Source organism: Vibrio neonatus, from assembly GCF_024346975.1.
Taxonomy (GTDB): domain Bacteria; phylum Pseudomonadota; class Gammaproteobacteria; order Enterobacterales; family Vibrionaceae; genus Vibrio; species Vibrio neonatus.
Genome location: NZ_AP024885.1, coordinates 526,773 through 541,968, shown reverse-complemented (window position 1 = coordinate 541,968; position 15,196 = coordinate 526,773). Strand labels below are relative to the sequence as shown.

The 15,196-nt window shown below is 43.7% G+C and carries 12 protein-coding genes and 2 tRNA genes; 2 read left to right on the top strand and 12 right to left on the bottom strand.

Features of this window, described 5'->3' with window-relative positions; all coding sequences use genetic code 11:
* Positions 1–21: 21 nt before the first annotated feature.
* From infB to murJ, 10 genes are all read right to left on the bottom strand, one after another.
* The gene (infB, locus tag OCU38_RS02575; protein WP_261823640.1) at positions 22–2,688 is read right to left on the bottom strand and encodes a translation initiation factor IF-2; all 2,667 of its coding nucleotides are present in this window, start codon (positions 2,686–2,688) and stop codon (positions 22–24) included.
* A gap of 20 nt (positions 2,689–2,708) precedes the next feature.
* Positions 2,709–4,196, bottom strand: coding sequence for a transcription termination factor NusA (gene nusA / locus OCU38_RS02570; RefSeq protein ID WP_261823639.1), 1,488 nt, complete (start codon positions 4,194–4,196; stop codon positions 2,709–2,711).
* Between the two features lie 23 nt (positions 4,197–4,219).
* Entirely contained in the window at positions 4,220–4,675 is a 456-nt protein-coding gene (gene rimP, locus OCU38_RS02565) for a ribosome maturation factor RimP (RefSeq protein WP_021714878.1), read from the bottom strand.
* A 253-nt stretch (positions 4,676–4,928) separates the two neighbouring features.
* Positions 4,929–5,005 (bottom strand) — tRNA-Met (locus OCU38_RS02560).
* A 50-nt stretch (positions 5,006–5,055) separates the two neighbouring features.
* Positions 5,056–5,139 (bottom strand) — tRNA-Leu (locus OCU38_RS02555).
* A 15-nt stretch (positions 5,140–5,154) separates the two neighbouring features.
* The gene (gene secG / locus OCU38_RS02550) at positions 5,155–5,493 is read right to left on the bottom strand and encodes a preprotein translocase subunit SecG (RefSeq protein ID WP_261823638.1); all 339 of its coding nucleotides are present in this window, start codon (positions 5,491–5,493) and stop codon (positions 5,155–5,157) included.
* Positions 5,494–5,679: 186 nt separating this feature from the next.
* Positions 5,680–6,192, bottom strand: a complete 513-nt coding sequence (lspA, locus tag OCU38_RS02545) for a signal peptidase II (protein ID WP_390625234.1) — start codon at positions 6,190–6,192, stop codon at positions 5,680–5,682.
* A 1-nt stretch (position 6,193) separates the two neighbouring features.
* The gene (ileS, locus tag OCU38_RS02540; protein WP_152822520.1) at positions 6,194–9,025 is read right to left on the bottom strand and encodes an isoleucine--tRNA ligase; all 2,832 of its coding nucleotides are present in this window, start codon (positions 9,023–9,025) and stop codon (positions 6,194–6,196) included.
* A 96-nt stretch (positions 9,026–9,121) separates the two neighbouring features.
* Positions 9,122–10,063, bottom strand: coding sequence for a bifunctional riboflavin kinase/FAD synthetase (gene ribF, locus OCU38_RS02535; protein WP_152822517.1), 942 nt, complete (start codon positions 10,061–10,063; stop codon positions 9,122–9,124).
* 122 nt (positions 10,064–10,185) lie between these two features.
* On the bottom strand, positions 10,186–11,745 hold the full coding sequence (gene murJ / locus OCU38_RS02530; RefSeq protein WP_261823637.1) for a murein biosynthesis integral membrane protein MurJ: 1,560 nt from the start codon (positions 11,743–11,745) through the stop codon (positions 10,186–10,188).
* A 312-nt stretch (positions 11,746–12,057) separates the two neighbouring features.
* On the opposite strand from murJ, the gene rpsT reads away from it, so the two are divergent.
* The gene (rpsT, locus tag OCU38_RS02525) at positions 12,058–12,318 is read left to right on the top strand and encodes a 30S ribosomal protein S20 (protein WP_021714872.1); all 261 of its coding nucleotides are present in this window, start codon (positions 12,058–12,060) and stop codon (positions 12,316–12,318) included.
* A 107-nt stretch (positions 12,319–12,425) separates the two neighbouring features.
* Here the strand turns inward: rpsT and OCU38_RS02520 are convergent, their stop codons facing one another.
* Together OCU38_RS02520 and nhaR are read right to left on the bottom strand one after the other, a co-directional pair.
* On the bottom strand, positions 12,426–12,722 hold the full coding sequence (locus OCU38_RS02520) for an ArsR/SmtB family transcription factor (RefSeq protein ID WP_023404751.1): 297 nt from the start codon (positions 12,720–12,722) through the stop codon (positions 12,426–12,428).
* Positions 12,723–12,803: 81 nt separating this feature from the next.
* Positions 12,804–13,700: a transcriptional activator NhaR gene (gene nhaR, locus OCU38_RS02515; RefSeq protein ID WP_152822514.1), complete on the bottom strand. Its 897-nt coding sequence runs from the start codon at positions 13,698–13,700 to the stop codon at positions 12,804–12,806.
* Positions 13,701–14,043: 343 nt separating this feature from the next.
* Here nhaR and OCU38_RS02510 point away from each other — a divergent pair, with 343 nt between their 5' ends.
* On the top strand, positions 14,044–15,192 hold the full coding sequence (locus OCU38_RS02510; RefSeq protein WP_152822511.1) for a Na/Pi symporter: 1,149 nt from the start codon (positions 14,044–14,046) through the stop codon (positions 15,190–15,192).
* Positions 15,193–15,196 lie beyond the last annotated feature (4 nt).

Below are 15,196 nucleotides of genomic sequence, written 5' to 3'. Positions count from 1 at the left end.
TGATTTTAGTCAACATGTTGATTAGTCTAGCGTACGCTGGATTTCAACAATTTCGAATACTTCGATTTGGTCACCAACGCGAACATCATTGTAGTTCTTAACGCCGATACCACACTCGTAGCCATTCTTAACTTCTTGTACGTCATCTTTGAAGCGGCGTAGAGATTCTAGCTCACCTTCGTAGATTACAACGTTTTCACGAAGTACGCGGATTGGGTTGCTACGCTTAATCACGCCTTCAGTAACCATACAACCAGCGATAGCGCCAAGTTTAGGAGACTTAAATACGTCACGAACTTCAGCAAGACCAATGATCTCTTGCTTGAATTCAGGAGCAAGCATACCGCCCATCGCTTGTTTCACTTCGTCAATCAATTGGTAAATGATTGAGTAGTAACGAAGGTCTAGGTTTTCATTCTCGATAGCGCGACGTGCAGAGGCATCAGCACGAACGTTAAAGCCAAGAATGATAGCGTTAGATGCTGCTGCAAGTACTGCGTCAGTTTCAGTGATACCACCTACGCCTGAACCTACGATGTTAACTTTAACTTCGTCAGTAGACAGTTTACGTAGTGAATCAGCGATAGCTTCAACAGAACCCTGTACGTCAGCTTTAAGCACAACGTTAAGCTCAGCAACTTCACCAGCAGTCATGTTAGAGAACATGTTCTCTAGTTTAGATTTCTGCTGACGAGCCAGTTTAACTTCACGGAATTTACCTTGACGGTAGTTCGCAACTTCACGCGCTTTACGCTCATCACGTACTACTGTTGCTTCATCACCTGACGCAGGAACACCAGATAGACCGATGATTTCTACAGGGATAGAAGGACCCGCTTCTGTGATTTCTTTACCGTTTTCATCGCGCATTGCACGAACACGGCCGTATTCTTGACCACAAAGAAGGATATCACCTTTGTGAAGAGTACCAGAACGAACCAGAACAGTTGCAACAGGACCACGACCTTTATCTAGGCGAGATTCTACAACTACACCAGATGCCATGCCTTCTGCTACTGCTGTAAGTTCAAGAACTTCAGATTGTAGAAGGATAGTTTCTAGTAGAGCGTCAATGTTAGTACCTTGTTTCGCAGAGATGTGAACAAACATGTTCTCACCGCCCCACTCTTCAGGGATAACATCGTATTGAGCTAGCTCATTCTTAACGTTGTCTGGGTTTGCACCCTCTTTATCAATCTTGTTCACAGCAACAATCAATGGTACTTCAGCCGCTTTTGCGTGCTGGATAGCTTCGATTGTTTGTGGCATTACGCCATCGTCTGCCGCTACTACTAGTACTACGATATCTGTCGCTTGAGCACCACGAGCACGCATTGCGGTAAACGCTGCGTGTCCAGGAGTATCAAGGAAAGTGATCATACCGTTGTCAGTTTCAACGTGGTAAGCACCGATATGCTGAGTAATACCACCCGCTTCAGCGTCAGCAACGTGCGCTTTACGAATGTAATCCAGTGTTGATGTTTTACCGTGGTCAACGTGACCCATGATAGTAACAACAGGAGCACGAGGCACAGCTTCAAGTGAGCTATCACGATCAGACAGTACTGCTTCTTCAAGTTCGTTCTCTTTACGAAGAACGACTTTGTGACCCATTTCTTCTGCAACTAGCGCTGCAGTTTCTTGGTCGATAACTTGGTTGATAGTCGCCATAGCGCCCATCTTCATCATTACTTTGATAACTTCTGTTGCTTTCACTGACATTTTGCTAGCCAGTTCAGAAACAACAACCGTTTCGCCGATAACAACGTCTGCTTTCGCAACAGTGGCTGTTTTATCAAAGCCTTGCTGCATAGAAGTTGGTTTAGCTAGCTTGCCTTTACGACCACGACCACGTTGGTTACGACCACCGCGAGCGTTTGCATTAGCGTTAGCATCAGCTGGCTTTTTCTTTTTCTTCTTACGAGCACCGCCACCATCTGCACGACGGTCAGCAGCATCTTCAGCTTCACGAGCGTAAGTTGAAGTTGTTACGTGATAATCTGTGGTTTCAGTTTTCTTGCTTTGTTCTTCTTTTGCCCAACGTTCTGCATTTTCTTCTGCAAGCTTACGAGCATCTTCAAGAAGTTTTTCCGCTTCTTGTTCTGCTTTACGTTTGGCTTCTTCTTCTTGGCGACGTTTTAAGTCAGCCGCATCTTTCGCTGCTTGATCTTTCACTTTACGCTCTTCAGAGTCTGGTTGTGGAGCTTCTTTTGATTCAGCTTTTGCTTTAGCAGCAGCTTCGCGTTTTGCTTTTGCTTCCGCTTCACGTTGTGCTTTTTCTTCAGCATCACGTTTTGCTTTTTCTTCCGCTTCCTGTTTCGCTGCAGCTTCTGCTTCTAGGCGTGCTTTTTCCTCAGCTTCAAGACGAGCTTGCTCTTCAACAGAGCTACGTTTCACGTAGGTACGCTTTTTGCGTACTTCTACGGTTACATCCTTGCTCTTACCGCCGCCTGCTGCAACACTTAGTGTGCTACGTTTCTTACGTTGTAAAGTTAGGCGGGTTGGTTCAGACTCGCCAGACGTATCACCATGTTCTTTTTTCAGGTGTGACAACAATGTCTGCTTTTCTTCGTCAGATACATTGTCGTTAGGGTTCTTTTTAAAACCCGCATCTGTTAATTGTTCAATTAAGCGCTCAACCGGCGTACCAATTTCTTCACTCAGGGCTTTAACTGTAAGTTTTGTCATGCCGCTACCTCCGTGCCGGATTATTCTTCGTCACCGAACCAACAAATGTTACGTGCAGCCATGATAAGTTCACCAGCACGTTCTTCTGTTAAATCGTCGATTCCTTCAATATCATCTGTGCCTTGGTCAGCAAGATCTTCTAGCGTCACAACACCTTTAGCCGCTAGTTTGAACGCCATTTCGCGCTCTAAGCCTTCTAATGCTAATAAATCATCAGCTGGCTGTAAGCCTTCAAATGTCTCTTCTTGCGCTAGGGCAAGAGTAGTAAGTGCATTTTTAGCTCGACTACGTAATTCTTCTACTAGGTCTTCATCAAGGCCATCAATTTCTAACAACTCGTTCATTGGCACGTATGCCACTTCTTCAAGAGTAGAGAAGCCTTCTTCTACTAGCATTTCTGCAAAATCTTGCTCTAGGTCTAGATGCTTTTTGAAGTTTTCAATTGCTTCAGTTGATTCTGCTTCGTGCTTTTTCTGTAGATCTTCTACAGTCATTACGTTCAGTTCCCAACCAGTCAGTTGTGATGCTAAACGTACGTTTTGACCACTACGGCCAATAGCTTGCGCTAGGTTATCAGCTTCAACAGCGATATCCATAGAGTGTGTATCTTCATCAACGATGATAGATGCCACATCAGCAGGAGCCATTGCGTTGATAACAAATTGTGCAGGGTTATCATCGTATAGGATGATATCGATGCGCTCGTTACCTAACTCACCAGAGACAGCTTGTACACGTGCACCACGCATACCTACACATGCACCTACTGGGTCGATACGACGATCGTTTGTTTTCACTGCGATTTTTGCACGAGAACCAGGATCGCGAGCTGCTGCTTTAAGCTCAATGATATCTTCAGCGATTTCTGGCACTTCGATGCGGAATAGTTCAGTTAGCATTTCAGGCTTAGAGCGAGTAATGAATAGCTGGAAACCACGCGCTTCAGGGCGAACAGAATAAAGAAGACCACGTACACGGTCACCCGGACGGAAGTTTTCACGAGGAAGCTGGTCATCACGAAGAATAACACCTTCAGCGTTATTACCCAGATCTAAAACCACTGTTTCACGATTTACTTTCTTAACAACACCAGTGATTAGCTCACCTTCGTTATCAATAAACTGTTCAACGATTTGCTCACGCTCTGCTTCGCGAACTTTCTGCACGATAACTTGCTTAGCAGTTTGCACAGTAATACGGTCAAATTTAACCGAATCGATTTCATCTTCAACGAAATCACCTAAATCTAGGGTTTCATCGTCGAACTGTGCTGCTTCAATTGACATTTCCAATGTTGGATTTTCAACTTCAGTTACCACTTCCCAGCGACGGAAAGTCTCGAAGTCACCGCTCTTGCGATCGATCTCAACACGTACTTCGATTTCCATCTCGTACTTTTTCTTTGTCGCAGTTGCAAGGGCAATTTCTAGCGCTTCAAAAATACGCTCGCGAGGAACAGCTTTTTCGTTTGAAACCGCTTCAACTACAGCTAAAATTTCTTTATTCATTCTTATAGCCTCTTTAAATAGACTTAAAACTTAGGGATCAGATTGGCTTTTGAGATGTTGCTAATAGCAAACTCGTTGTCTTGGTTGTCAGTTTCAACAGTGACTAACTCACCATCGACACCTTTGATAACGCCTTTCCATTTGCGGCGATTCTCAATACCCATCTTCAATACAATACTGACCTCTTGGCCCACAAACTGCTCATAGTGTGCGGCTTTGAAAAGCGGTCGCTCAAGTCCTGGTGAAGACACTTCAAGGTTATAAGCAACAGAAATTGGATCTTCTACATCCATTACTGCACTCACTTGGTGGCTTACTTCAGCACAATCGTCAACATTAATACCGTTCTCACTGTCGATAAAAATGCGTAATGTCGAATATTCGCCTGCGCGAATAAACTCAAGTCCAACTAACTCATAACCTAAAGCCTCTACCGGCGCTTCAAGCATCTCAGTTAGTTGTCTTTCTAAACCAGTCATTATTCAACCACTCCAGAAACAAAAAAAGGGCATAAAGCCCATTTCATTTACCAAGCACACATCCGCAGTGATAAACCGCAGATAACAAAAAACCCCGATAGTGTCGGGGTTTTATGCTGCTGGACCCTGATATCACTAAGCTAAGGAAAGCTTAGCTCATAACCGAAAAAATTCAGTTATGATGTTTGAAATTCAGACTCACAAACTGATGTTTAGCATCGAATTAAATCGATAAGCAATATCAGTTGCAAATTGGTTGCGGGGGCTGGATTTGAACCAACGACCTTCGGGTTATGAGCCCGACGAGCTACCAAGCTGCTCCACCCCGCGTCCGACTATCGAACATTATACGTTCAATAGATTGATTTTCAAACAATATATGGTGCCGAGAGAGGGACTCGAACCCTCACACCAAAGGCACCAGCACCTCATGCTGGCGTGTCTACCAATTTCACCATCTCGGCAATAAGCATTACAACTTATTCAGGAATTTCTTCACCCTTTTGGGCTGGAACTTCCTTCACTACATCGTCAGTTTTCTGAATGGTTTGACCTTCTGCAGGTGCAACCCATTGTGAATCGGCTTTATGTGTAGACATACGACCAAGAATCAGACAAACAACGATAAAAATAAATGCAAAAAATGCAGTCATTCGGGTTAAAAAGTTACCAGAGCCGCCAGCACCAAATACTGTATTTGATGCACCTGCACCGAATGAGGCTCCCATATCTGCGCCTTTACCTTGTTGAATCAGAACTAGGCCAATCACACCAAGCGCAGCCAACAGGTAAATCACAAGTAGAGTTGTTTCAAACATCTTTCCACCTATGTTCCAAATTGTTGAGCCAGCGCGTCATAATCGTGATTTTCATTAGATTACAACAAAGCTAGCGCGCCCTTTATAGGGCGGACGCAATAGTAGCGAAACCTTGTAGCGGTGACAAGCAAAAATTACACCAACCACAGCTAAGTGTTCACTTATCGAACACTGGTTTTACCACAATTACTTCTGTGTAGATTCAACAGAATTGGATTTATTATTAATAAAGCTATCTAAAATAACCATTGCGGCGCCAATACAAATTGCACTGTCCGCTAGGTTAAATGCTGGCCAATGGTAATTGCCAACAAAGAAATCAAGATAGTCCACGACAAAGCCATGAATAACACGGTCGAATACATTACCTAGTGCGCCACCAATAATGAGGGCATAAGCAATGTTGTTCCACTTTTCAGTTTTCGGCAGTTTGCGCATCCAAAGAGTCAACATACCGCATACTGCAATTGCAATACCGGTAAAGAGCCATCGTTGCCAACCGCTTTGATCGCCAAGGAAGCTAAACGCCGCACCGTAGTTATGTACATAGAGCAAGTTAAAGAAAGGCAAAACCTCAATGCGATTTGCCCAGCCATACCCCATGCTGTTCATGACCACTAATTTTATTGCTATATCAACAATAAAAATAAGGGCCGCTAGCCATAGCCAGCGTAACCCAGTCTGTTTAAACAGATTCATATTAGGCAAACTTACGAACCTCGCCTTCGCCTTCCACATTAGACACACAACGACCACAGATAGTTTCATGGCCTTCAATAGTGCCTACATCTGCAGTGTGGTGCCAACAACGGTCACATTTTTCTAGCTCAGTTGCATTAACTTGAACAAACAAACCGTCGATTTCTGTCTCGTGTGCTGTGGCCGGTTTCTCTGATAGAGCAACCACGTCCGCGCGAGAAGTCAGCATAATGAAACGCAGTTCATCACCCAGTTTGTTCAACTTAGCCGCTAGAGCATCATCAGCATAAAGCGTCACTTCAGCTTGTAGTGCGCCACCGATTAACTTCTCTTTACGAGCTTCTTCAAGCAGTTTGTTCACTGAAGCACGAACATGCTGAATTTCACTCCAGAATTCGTTATTCAGTTCTTCGCCTTCTGCAAGACCAAATAGACCATCGAACCACTCACCAGTAAAGACGAACGTATCGCGTTTACCCGGCATTTGGTTCCAGATTTCATCGGCAGTGAAAGACATAATAGGAGCCATCCAACGAACCAGACCTTCTACGATGTAGTAAAGCGCAGTTTGACAGCTACGTTGAGCATGGCTGCCCTGCTTCGCTGTGTACTGACGGTCTTTAATCACGTCTAGGTAGAAAGAACCCATTTCGATTGAACAGAATTGCATTAAGCGCTGAGTAACCGCATGCGTGTTGTACTCTTCGTATGCTTTCACAATTTCTTGTTGCGCTTCTTGTGCACGACCTACAGCCCAGCGATCCAATGCCACCATTTCGTCAGCAGGTACTAAATCAGTTTCAGGGTTGAAGCCGTTTAGGTTTGCTAGGAAGAAACGAGCGGTGTTACGAATACGACGGTATGCGTCAGCACTGCGTTTTAGGATTTCATCAGATACGGCAACTTCGCCAGTGTAATCGGTAGAAGATACCCATAGACGCAAGATGTCAGCACCCAGCTTATTAGTCACGTCTTTAGGCGCCACTACGTTACCGATAGACTTAGACATTTTACGGCCTTGTCCATCGACTACGAAGCCGTGTGTAAGCACTTGCTTGTACGGGGCTTTATCTTTCATGGCAATGGATGAGATAAGCGATGATTGGAACCAGCCACGGTGTTGGTCAGAACCTTCTAGATACAGATCAGCACTTGCGCCGTGGAACTCTTCACGAGCATCAACAACTGAGTAGTGTGTTACACCAGAATCAAACCATACATCAAGTGTATCGAGTGTTTTCTCGTAGTTGGCTGCGTCTTCTTCGCCTAGTAGCTCAGCTGCATCAACATCCCACCATGCTTGAATGCCTTTTTCTTCAACCAGCTTAGCAACTTTTTCAATGATCTCTTGAGTATTAGGGTGCAGCTCAGCTGTCTCTTTGTGTACAAACAAAGTGATTGGCACGCCCCAAGTACGTTGACGAGAGATACACCACTCAGGGCGACCTTCAACCATACCTTCGATGCGGCTTTGACCCCACTCAGGCATCCACTCAACACCTTTAATTGCTTGCAATGCATTGGCACGCAGACCCGCTTGATCCATAGAGATAAACCACTGTGGAGTCGCGCGGAAAATAATCGGTGTTTTGTGACGCCAGCAATGTGGGTAGCTGTGCTCGTAAGCGTGATGGTGTAATAGCGCACCTTTTTCTTTTAGAGTTTCTACTACTACATCATTAGCTTTAAATACGTGTTGACCTGCAAACAGTTCGGTATCAGGTAGATACACACCATTAGAACCTACTGGGTTAGCAATTTCTAAGTCATATTTTTGGCCTACCACAAAATCTTCTTGACCGTGACCCGGTGCGGTGTGAACGATACCAGTACCAGACTCAGTGGTTACGTGGTCGCCCAATACAGCCGGTACAGTAAAGTCGTAGAACGGATGTTGGAAGTTAAGCAGTTCTAAATCGGCACCTGTCGCGAAGCCAAGGTTGCGATAGTTTTCAACGCCAACACGATCCATCACTTCTTTTGCAAGATCAGAGGCAAGGATCAAACGTTGTGGTTGCTCACCTTCGATTTGAACAAGAACATACTCAAGATCATCACGTAGACAAACCGCGCGGTTTGCAGGCAGTGTCCAAGGAGTTGTTGTCCAGATAACTACTGAGATATCACCTTCACCTGCGTTGTCGCCAGTCAGTGAGAATTTACTTAATACCGCCGCTTCATCAGCCGCTTTAAATTTCACATCAATTGATGGTGAAACTTTGTTTTTGTATTCAACTTCCGCTTCCGCTAATGCACTTCCACAGTCAGTACACCAGTGAACCGGTTTAAAGCCTTTTAGTAGGTGGCCTTTGTCAGCAATTTTGCCTAGTGCACGAATGATGTTGGCTTCTGTGCCAAAATCCATTGTGCGGTAAGGTTTGTCCCACTCGCCCATAATACCAAGACGCTTGAAGCTCTCTTTCTGACCTTCAACTTGACCGGCAGCGTACTTACGACACTCTTCACGGAATTCAGCCGCAGAGATCTTATGACCCGGCTTGCCTTTTTTCTTCTCAACCATCAATTCGATTGGAAGACCGTGACAATCCCAACCTGGGATATACGGCGCGTCATAGCCAGAAAGGGTCTTAGATTTAATAATAATGTCTTTAAGAATCTTATTTAGCGCGTGACCAATGTGGATGTCACCATTTGCGTATGGAGGGCCATCGTGCAAAACAAAAGGCTTATTGCCTTTTTTAGCTTCACGGATAGCACCGTAAAGATCTTCTTTATACCAACGCTTAAGCATTTCTGGTTCACGGTTCGCCAGATTACCGCGCATTGGAAACCCTGTTTCTGGGAGGTTCAGGGTATCTTTATAGTCAGTCATCGATTCTTATTTCCGTAATATTGGGCGAAGTTAGATATTTTGGTAAACATACACTTGTTGTACTTTCTATTACGCGGTTAAACGTAACATCCGTCGTTAAGTCAATGCTTCCCTGTGCTGCTGCAACCACACCCGAGCTGCCTCAGCATCTAATTCTATTTGAGTTTTAAGTGCTTCGAAGGAAGGAAATTTCACTTCTTCTCGCAACTTGTGTAATAAGCAAACTTCTAATTGTTTGCCGTATAAATCTTTTGCTAGTTCAAAAAAATGAACTTCGAGTTGTTGTCGTACGCCGTTTACCGTAGGTCTTTGACCGACATTGGCAACGCCACCAACCATTTTTCCATCAATGTTAGCTTCAACGACATAAACGCCAGAGACAGGTGACACGGTACGTTTTAATGGGATGTTAGCGGTAGGAAAACCTATGGTTCTTCCTAGCTTACGACCGTGCGAAACACGTCCACTAATACTGTAATGTCGGCCTAGCATGGATTTGGCTTGTGTTAGTTCGTCTTGCCCTAAAGCCTCACGAATTGCTGTGCTACTGACCCTTTCTGTGTTCAAACAGAAACTTTCAGTACTCACAACCTCAAATCCATACTCTTTTCCTGCTTGTTGCAGCATAGAAAAGTCACCTTGTCGCTTACGTCCAAAGCGAAAGTCATCACCTACCACGAGAAACTTAACACCAAGCTTATCCACCAGCAGATCTTTAATAAACTGTTCCGGTGGAAGCCCCGCAAAGCGTTGACTAAAATTCACACAAAGAAGACGTTCAAGATTGAGCTTACTCAACTGCACATATTTATCGCGCAAACGAGTCAGCCTAGCCGGCGCCTTGCTTTGCAAGAATAGCTCTAAAGGCTGTGGTTCAAAAGTCATCACCACAGCCGGAAGACCAAGCGCTTCAGCTTTTTGTTGTACTTGCTTCAAGACCGTCTGATGCCCTAGATGGACACCATCAAAGTTACCTATGGTCAAGACACATCCCTGATGTTCGGGACGTATGTTATGGCTACCTCGGATAAGATGCATGTAACGCGTTAAAACCTAACCTTCTTAGTCTACAGGGTCTAAAATCCCTAAACTGGCAAATTATATACCGAAAACTCTTATATATGCTAGCAACGCGAAGAGTAGATTTATTTTGCGTTCTTTTACATGGTCGCTTTCAAGTGTTTCAGACGTATTCCAAGCACTAATGCGGTAATTAAATACGCCAATGCCCCTACCCCAATCATAGTGACGAGCTCTATCACTCTTTGGGTTAAAGACATCGCCAGCCAAGCGTCTATCGGTTTTAGTAGGTAGCTAATCGCGACTACCATAGCGATACCGGCCAAGGCCACTTTCACTATATACATCACGGTTTGACGAGTAAGTCGATACACTTGCGCTTTATGCAGGCCGCGATATAACAGTCCCATATTAATAAGAGCAGACAGCGCCGTTGCCATTGCTAAACCAACATAACCGTAATGCCATGCAAAAATAACGTTAAACACCATATTAGTGGTCATTGCGATAATGCCGTAGCGCACAGGAGTTTTAGTGTCTTGGCGAGAGTAGTAACCCGGAGCCAGTACCTTAATCAACATGAAGTTCAGCAAGCCAGAAGCGTAGGCAATCAAAGAGTATGACGATTGCAATACTTCATGAATGCCAAACTCACCGCGCATAAAGAGCACCATCAACATAGGTTTAGCCAGCACGATTAAGCCAAGCATGGCAGGTAGCCCAAGCAATAACACCATACGAATGCCCCAATCCATAGTGGCGGCAAAACCTTGGCTGTGAGCATCAACGTGCTTGCGTGACAGGGCAGGCAAGATAACTGTAGCAATGGCAATACCAAACAAGCCTAGAGGGAATTCTAGTAATCTGTCCGAGTAATAAAGCCAGCTGATAGAGCCGGTTTGTAAGAAACTGGCAATAAAGGTATCCAGTAATAGGTTTATTTGACTGACCGATACCCCAAATAATGCTGGGATCATTAGAGTGCGGATTCTGACTACGCCGGGATCTCGCCATCCCCATTTAGGCTTAACCAATACTCCTTCTTTAATTAAGAAAGGTAACTGGAAGAAAAACTGCACTAAACCACCCAGAAAAACACCGATGGCTAAACCAATTTCTGGATTGGCTAAACGTGGCGCGATCATAGTAGCGGCAAAAATGATCATCACATTCAAAAATACAGGCGTAAAAGAAGAAACCGCAAACTTGCCTAAGGTATTTAATATGGAGCCTGACAGCGCCACAAAGGTGATGAACCAAAGATAAGGAAAAGTGATTTTTAGCATTAGGCTTGCCATTTCAAACTTTTCAGCTGACGGACCGCCATTTAACCAATCTAAAAACCAACCTGTACCAAAAATGGCGGTCACTACACCTGAGCCCAAGATACCGCACACGGTCACTATGGTGACAATAACCCCTAAAGTACCGGATACTTTAGCGATGAGTTGTCGGGTTTCATCCATATCACCTTTAGAGTGATATTCGGTAAGAACAGGAACAAAGGCTTGCGAAAATGCCCCTTCGGCAAATAAACGTCTTAAAAAATTAGGGATCTTGTTGGCAAAGAAAAACACATCAGCACTTGCTCCCGCCCCCATAAGGTTGGCAACAACAACGTCCCGAACCAACCCCAACACACGAGAAACTAATGTCATGGCGCTTACAATAGCACCTGACTTGAGAAGGCCTTTACTCACTTTTATTCCTTAATTATATAAAACTATGTCTTTAGCGTGCGCTTAGCAAAGGCACAGCCTATCAGAATCAGACTCTAACACACTGACTGTAACACATTGATAAAAGCAGTTTACTTGAAGTAACTTAGGTTGAGTGTAGATCTACTATCAAAATGCTGTTAGAATCCCCGCCATCTTAACCGTGTTAACCTATCTAAACAAAATTACATTGTTTTAGATGAGTTTTCGCACAAATCAATTGACTTTCGGTTATCAAAAAGGCATTCTCCACGACCTTATATTGTTACCGAACAAGTTTTGGGAGTTAGACCCTTGGCAAACAGTAAATCTGCTAAGAAGCGCGCTATCCAGGCTGAGAAACGTCGTCAGCACAATGCTAGCCGTCGTTCTATGATGCGCACTTACATGAAAAAAACTATCGCAGCTATCGAAGCTGGTGATAAAGAAGCTGCAACTGCTGAACTAGCAGCTGTTGCACCGATCCTAGATCGCGCAGCGACTAAAGGCCTTATTCATAAGAATAAAGCTGCACGTCATAAAGCACGCTTCTCTGCTGCAATCAAAGCTCTTTAATTAGAACTTCGATTCAGAAATAAAAAACCGGCTTCTGCCGGTTTTTTTGTCTCTTTTTTTTGAGCCTGTCAAAAACAACCTTTCCTCACCCTCTCTGGTGATTCTGATTATTCAGAGCAATACATCTCATGCAGCAGATGAATCATACGCTTCACTTCAGTACTGCTTAACGAGTAATACACTGTTTGTGCTTCTTTACGAGTGGCCACCAAACCATCGCGTCTTAGCCATGCTAAATGTTGAGATAATGCAGACTGGCTAAGATCCAATTGTTGGCATAGTTCTCCTACAGACAACTCTCTATCGTGCAACATACACAAAATAAAAAGACGTCTCTCATTCGCCATCGCTTTTAATAGCAACACGGCTTTAGGAGAGTTTTTTTCCATTGCTTTCAAATTCATAAGATATTTGTAGTCATACATTTTAGCGAATAGATAAAGCCTACGCCTGACACAAGCAAAGTTAAACCTCTACTCTTGAAATTAATGAAAAATTTTGGAGAAATCAGCATCACAAACACTTTTTACTGCAGGGTGTTGAATCATTCTCTCTGCAAATATGACGTAGTACTCTTCTTTTAAGGCTTCTATTTCAGCAATGCGGTGAAATAAAGGCACTCCCGATGGATTACCTTTGTAAGGATAACGAGTTGGCGCAATGAATACCGTTTCTGGATGTGTTTCAGCAAATGCCTTCATTAAGGCAAAGTCATCAAACTCACCCAATATCGTTGGCTGAAAACCTTGTCTGTCGCACCATTCGGTTACTTTTCTGCCCATTGAAGTTCTTGAACCAGGGATAAGTAACCGATAGTTTTCCAAGTTTGGCCAAAACTCGGCTTCATCTAACGGTGTTGCAGAACAAAAGCTCATTCCACACTCGCCTAATTTTTTACTGTATAAGCCTGCATTTTGCGAAGAATCGATAGGACAATCTGACAGAATCATATCCAGCTTGTGTTGTGATAACTGCTCCAACAATAATTCATGAGTTGATTCATAACATCGAAGGTGGATATTGCCATCATCAGGGACGGTAGTAGAAAGGATTTGGCTGACTAAGCTTTTAGAAAGCGCATCTGCAACCCCTACTTCAAACAATAAGTTCGCTCTTTGACTATAATTAACGATATCCAGCATTTCATAACTCAAGTCATACATTCTATCTGCATACTTAAACACTAACTGGCCCAACTCAGTGGGCTCAATGCTTCTACCATTACGTTTGGTTAATTTGCCATTAAGACGTTGCTCTAATGCTTTTATTTGCCCAGTAACGGTTTGCGGAGTCAAAAATAGCGCATCAGCGGCTTTTGTTAACGAGCCTTGTTTGCAGACCATCCAAAAATAGTAGAGATGATTGTAATTGAGATGCGACATATCCGATCCTTTAGCTACATTAATAATTAAGGGTAAAAAGCGTTAAATTTCGATAATACCGAAGTAAAATTAAAGCAAGATGACAATCTTGTCACATTAATATTTGGAACAGATCAATATTTAACACTAAAGTTGTTCAAGAAAGTGTCATAACCCTATTTAGCCTTAAAATAAATTCAATACAAAACAATGAGTTAACCAAGTAGCACGGCTACGCAAACGCTTGCGTAGACATAAATGCAAAAAAGCATTTTTTTACTGAGCTGTAATATAACTGAAATATAAGTTATCTAAACTCGCCAACAGTTGATTAAAAGCCTAGATAAAGGCCCGGAGAAAACAAATGAACAACCAAGCACCTTCAGTTTCAGCACTATCCGCTAGTAAGACTAGTTGGCTACGTTGGGCTAACTTGGCTTTCATGCTGTACCTACTTCTTGTATCAGTTTCCATGGTAGGCAGCGGCTTTAAAATGGCTTCTGGTGAACATGCAAAAACACTATTTGATTTTGCTTCACACCCAGTAGCGGGTCTAATGATTGGTCTAGTTGCAACAGCACTTATTCAATCATCAAGTACAGTAACCTCCATCATCGTTGGCTTAGTGGCTGGCGGACTTCCAGTTGGCATCGCGATACCTATGGTTATGGGTGCAAACATCGGTACCACTGTCACCAATACTTTAGTTAGCCTTGGTCACCTGCGTTGTAAAGAAGAGTTCAAACGCGCGTTTGCTAGTGCAACCGTACACGACTTCTTTAACTTACTGGCCGTCTTTATCTTCCTACCACTTGAAATGATGTTTGGTATCTTTGGTAAGCTATCAGCTTGGCTAGTAGCGCCTCTAATGGGCACTGGCGACCTAAACATGGGTGCATTCAACTTTATCAAGCCATTAACCAAACCTCTTATAGGCATGGTTCAAGAGCCTCTGACAGCTTTCGGTCCTATCGTGGCTGGTGTAAGCATGATTATCTTAGGTATCGCAACCATCATCATCTCTATTACCATCATGGGTAAACTGATGAAGAGCCTAATGGTAGGTCGTGCTCGTGAAATTCTTAAAAATGCCATTGGACGTGGTCCACTACACGGTATTTTCTCTGGCTCTGTAGTGACGGTTCTGGTTCAGTCTTCTTCAACAACAACCAGTTTGATGGTTCCTCTAGTGGGCTCTGGTGTATTGAAAGTACGTGATGTTTATCCATTTACTCTAGGGGCTAACATTGGTACTTGTATTACCGCACTGCTAGCCGCTACAGCTGTGACGGGTGAGTTTGCGATATTTGCTCTGCAAATTGCACTCGTGCACTTGCTATTCAACATTGCAGCGACTGTATTTATTTTCGGAATTCCATTCTTGCGTGAGCTACCTCTGAAAGGTGCCGATTGGATTTCAACAATGGCGATTAAAAACAAAGCCGTTGTGGCTGGATACTTAATTGCCGTGTTTGTTCTTATGCCAGGTACAGTGATTGCGCTAACTTCATAACAAC

Bases quoted from the DNA above. Each gene is read 5' to 3' on its own strand.
- infB (WP_261823640.1), bottom strand. From the start codon at position 2,688: ATGACAAAACTTACAGTTAAAGCCCTGAGTGAAGAAATTGGTACGCCG.
- ribF (WP_152822517.1), bottom strand. From the start codon at position 10,063: ATGCATCTTATCCGAGGTAGCCATAACATACGTCCCGAACATCAGGGA.
- lspA (WP_390625234.1), bottom strand. From the start codon at position 6,192: ATGAATCTGTTTAAACAGACTGGGTTACGCTGGCTATGGCTAGCGGCC.
- secG (WP_261823638.1), bottom strand. From the start codon at position 5,493: ATGTTTGAAACAACTCTACTTGTGATTTACCTGTTGGCTGCGCTTGGT.
- ileS (WP_152822520.1), bottom strand. From the start codon at position 9,025: ATGACTGACTATAAAGATACCCTGAACCTCCCAGAAACAGGGTTTCCA.
- OCU38_RS02510 (WP_152822511.1), top strand. From the start codon at position 14,044: ATGAACAACCAAGCACCTTCAGTTTCAGCACTATCCGCTAGTAAGACT.
- nhaR (WP_152822514.1), bottom strand. From the start codon at position 13,700: ATGTCGCATCTCAATTACAATCATCTCTACTATTTTTGGATGGTCTGC.
- nusA (WP_261823639.1), bottom strand. From the start codon at position 4,196: ATGAATAAAGAAATTTTAGCTGTAGTTGAAGCGGTTTCAAACGAAAAA.
- rimP (WP_021714878.1), bottom strand. From the start codon at position 4,675: ATGACTGGTTTAGAAAGACAACTAACTGAGATGCTTGAAGCGCCGGTA.
- OCU38_RS02520 (WP_023404751.1), bottom strand. From the start codon at position 12,722: ATGAATTTGAAAGCAATGGAAAAAAACTCTCCTAAAGCCGTGTTGCTA.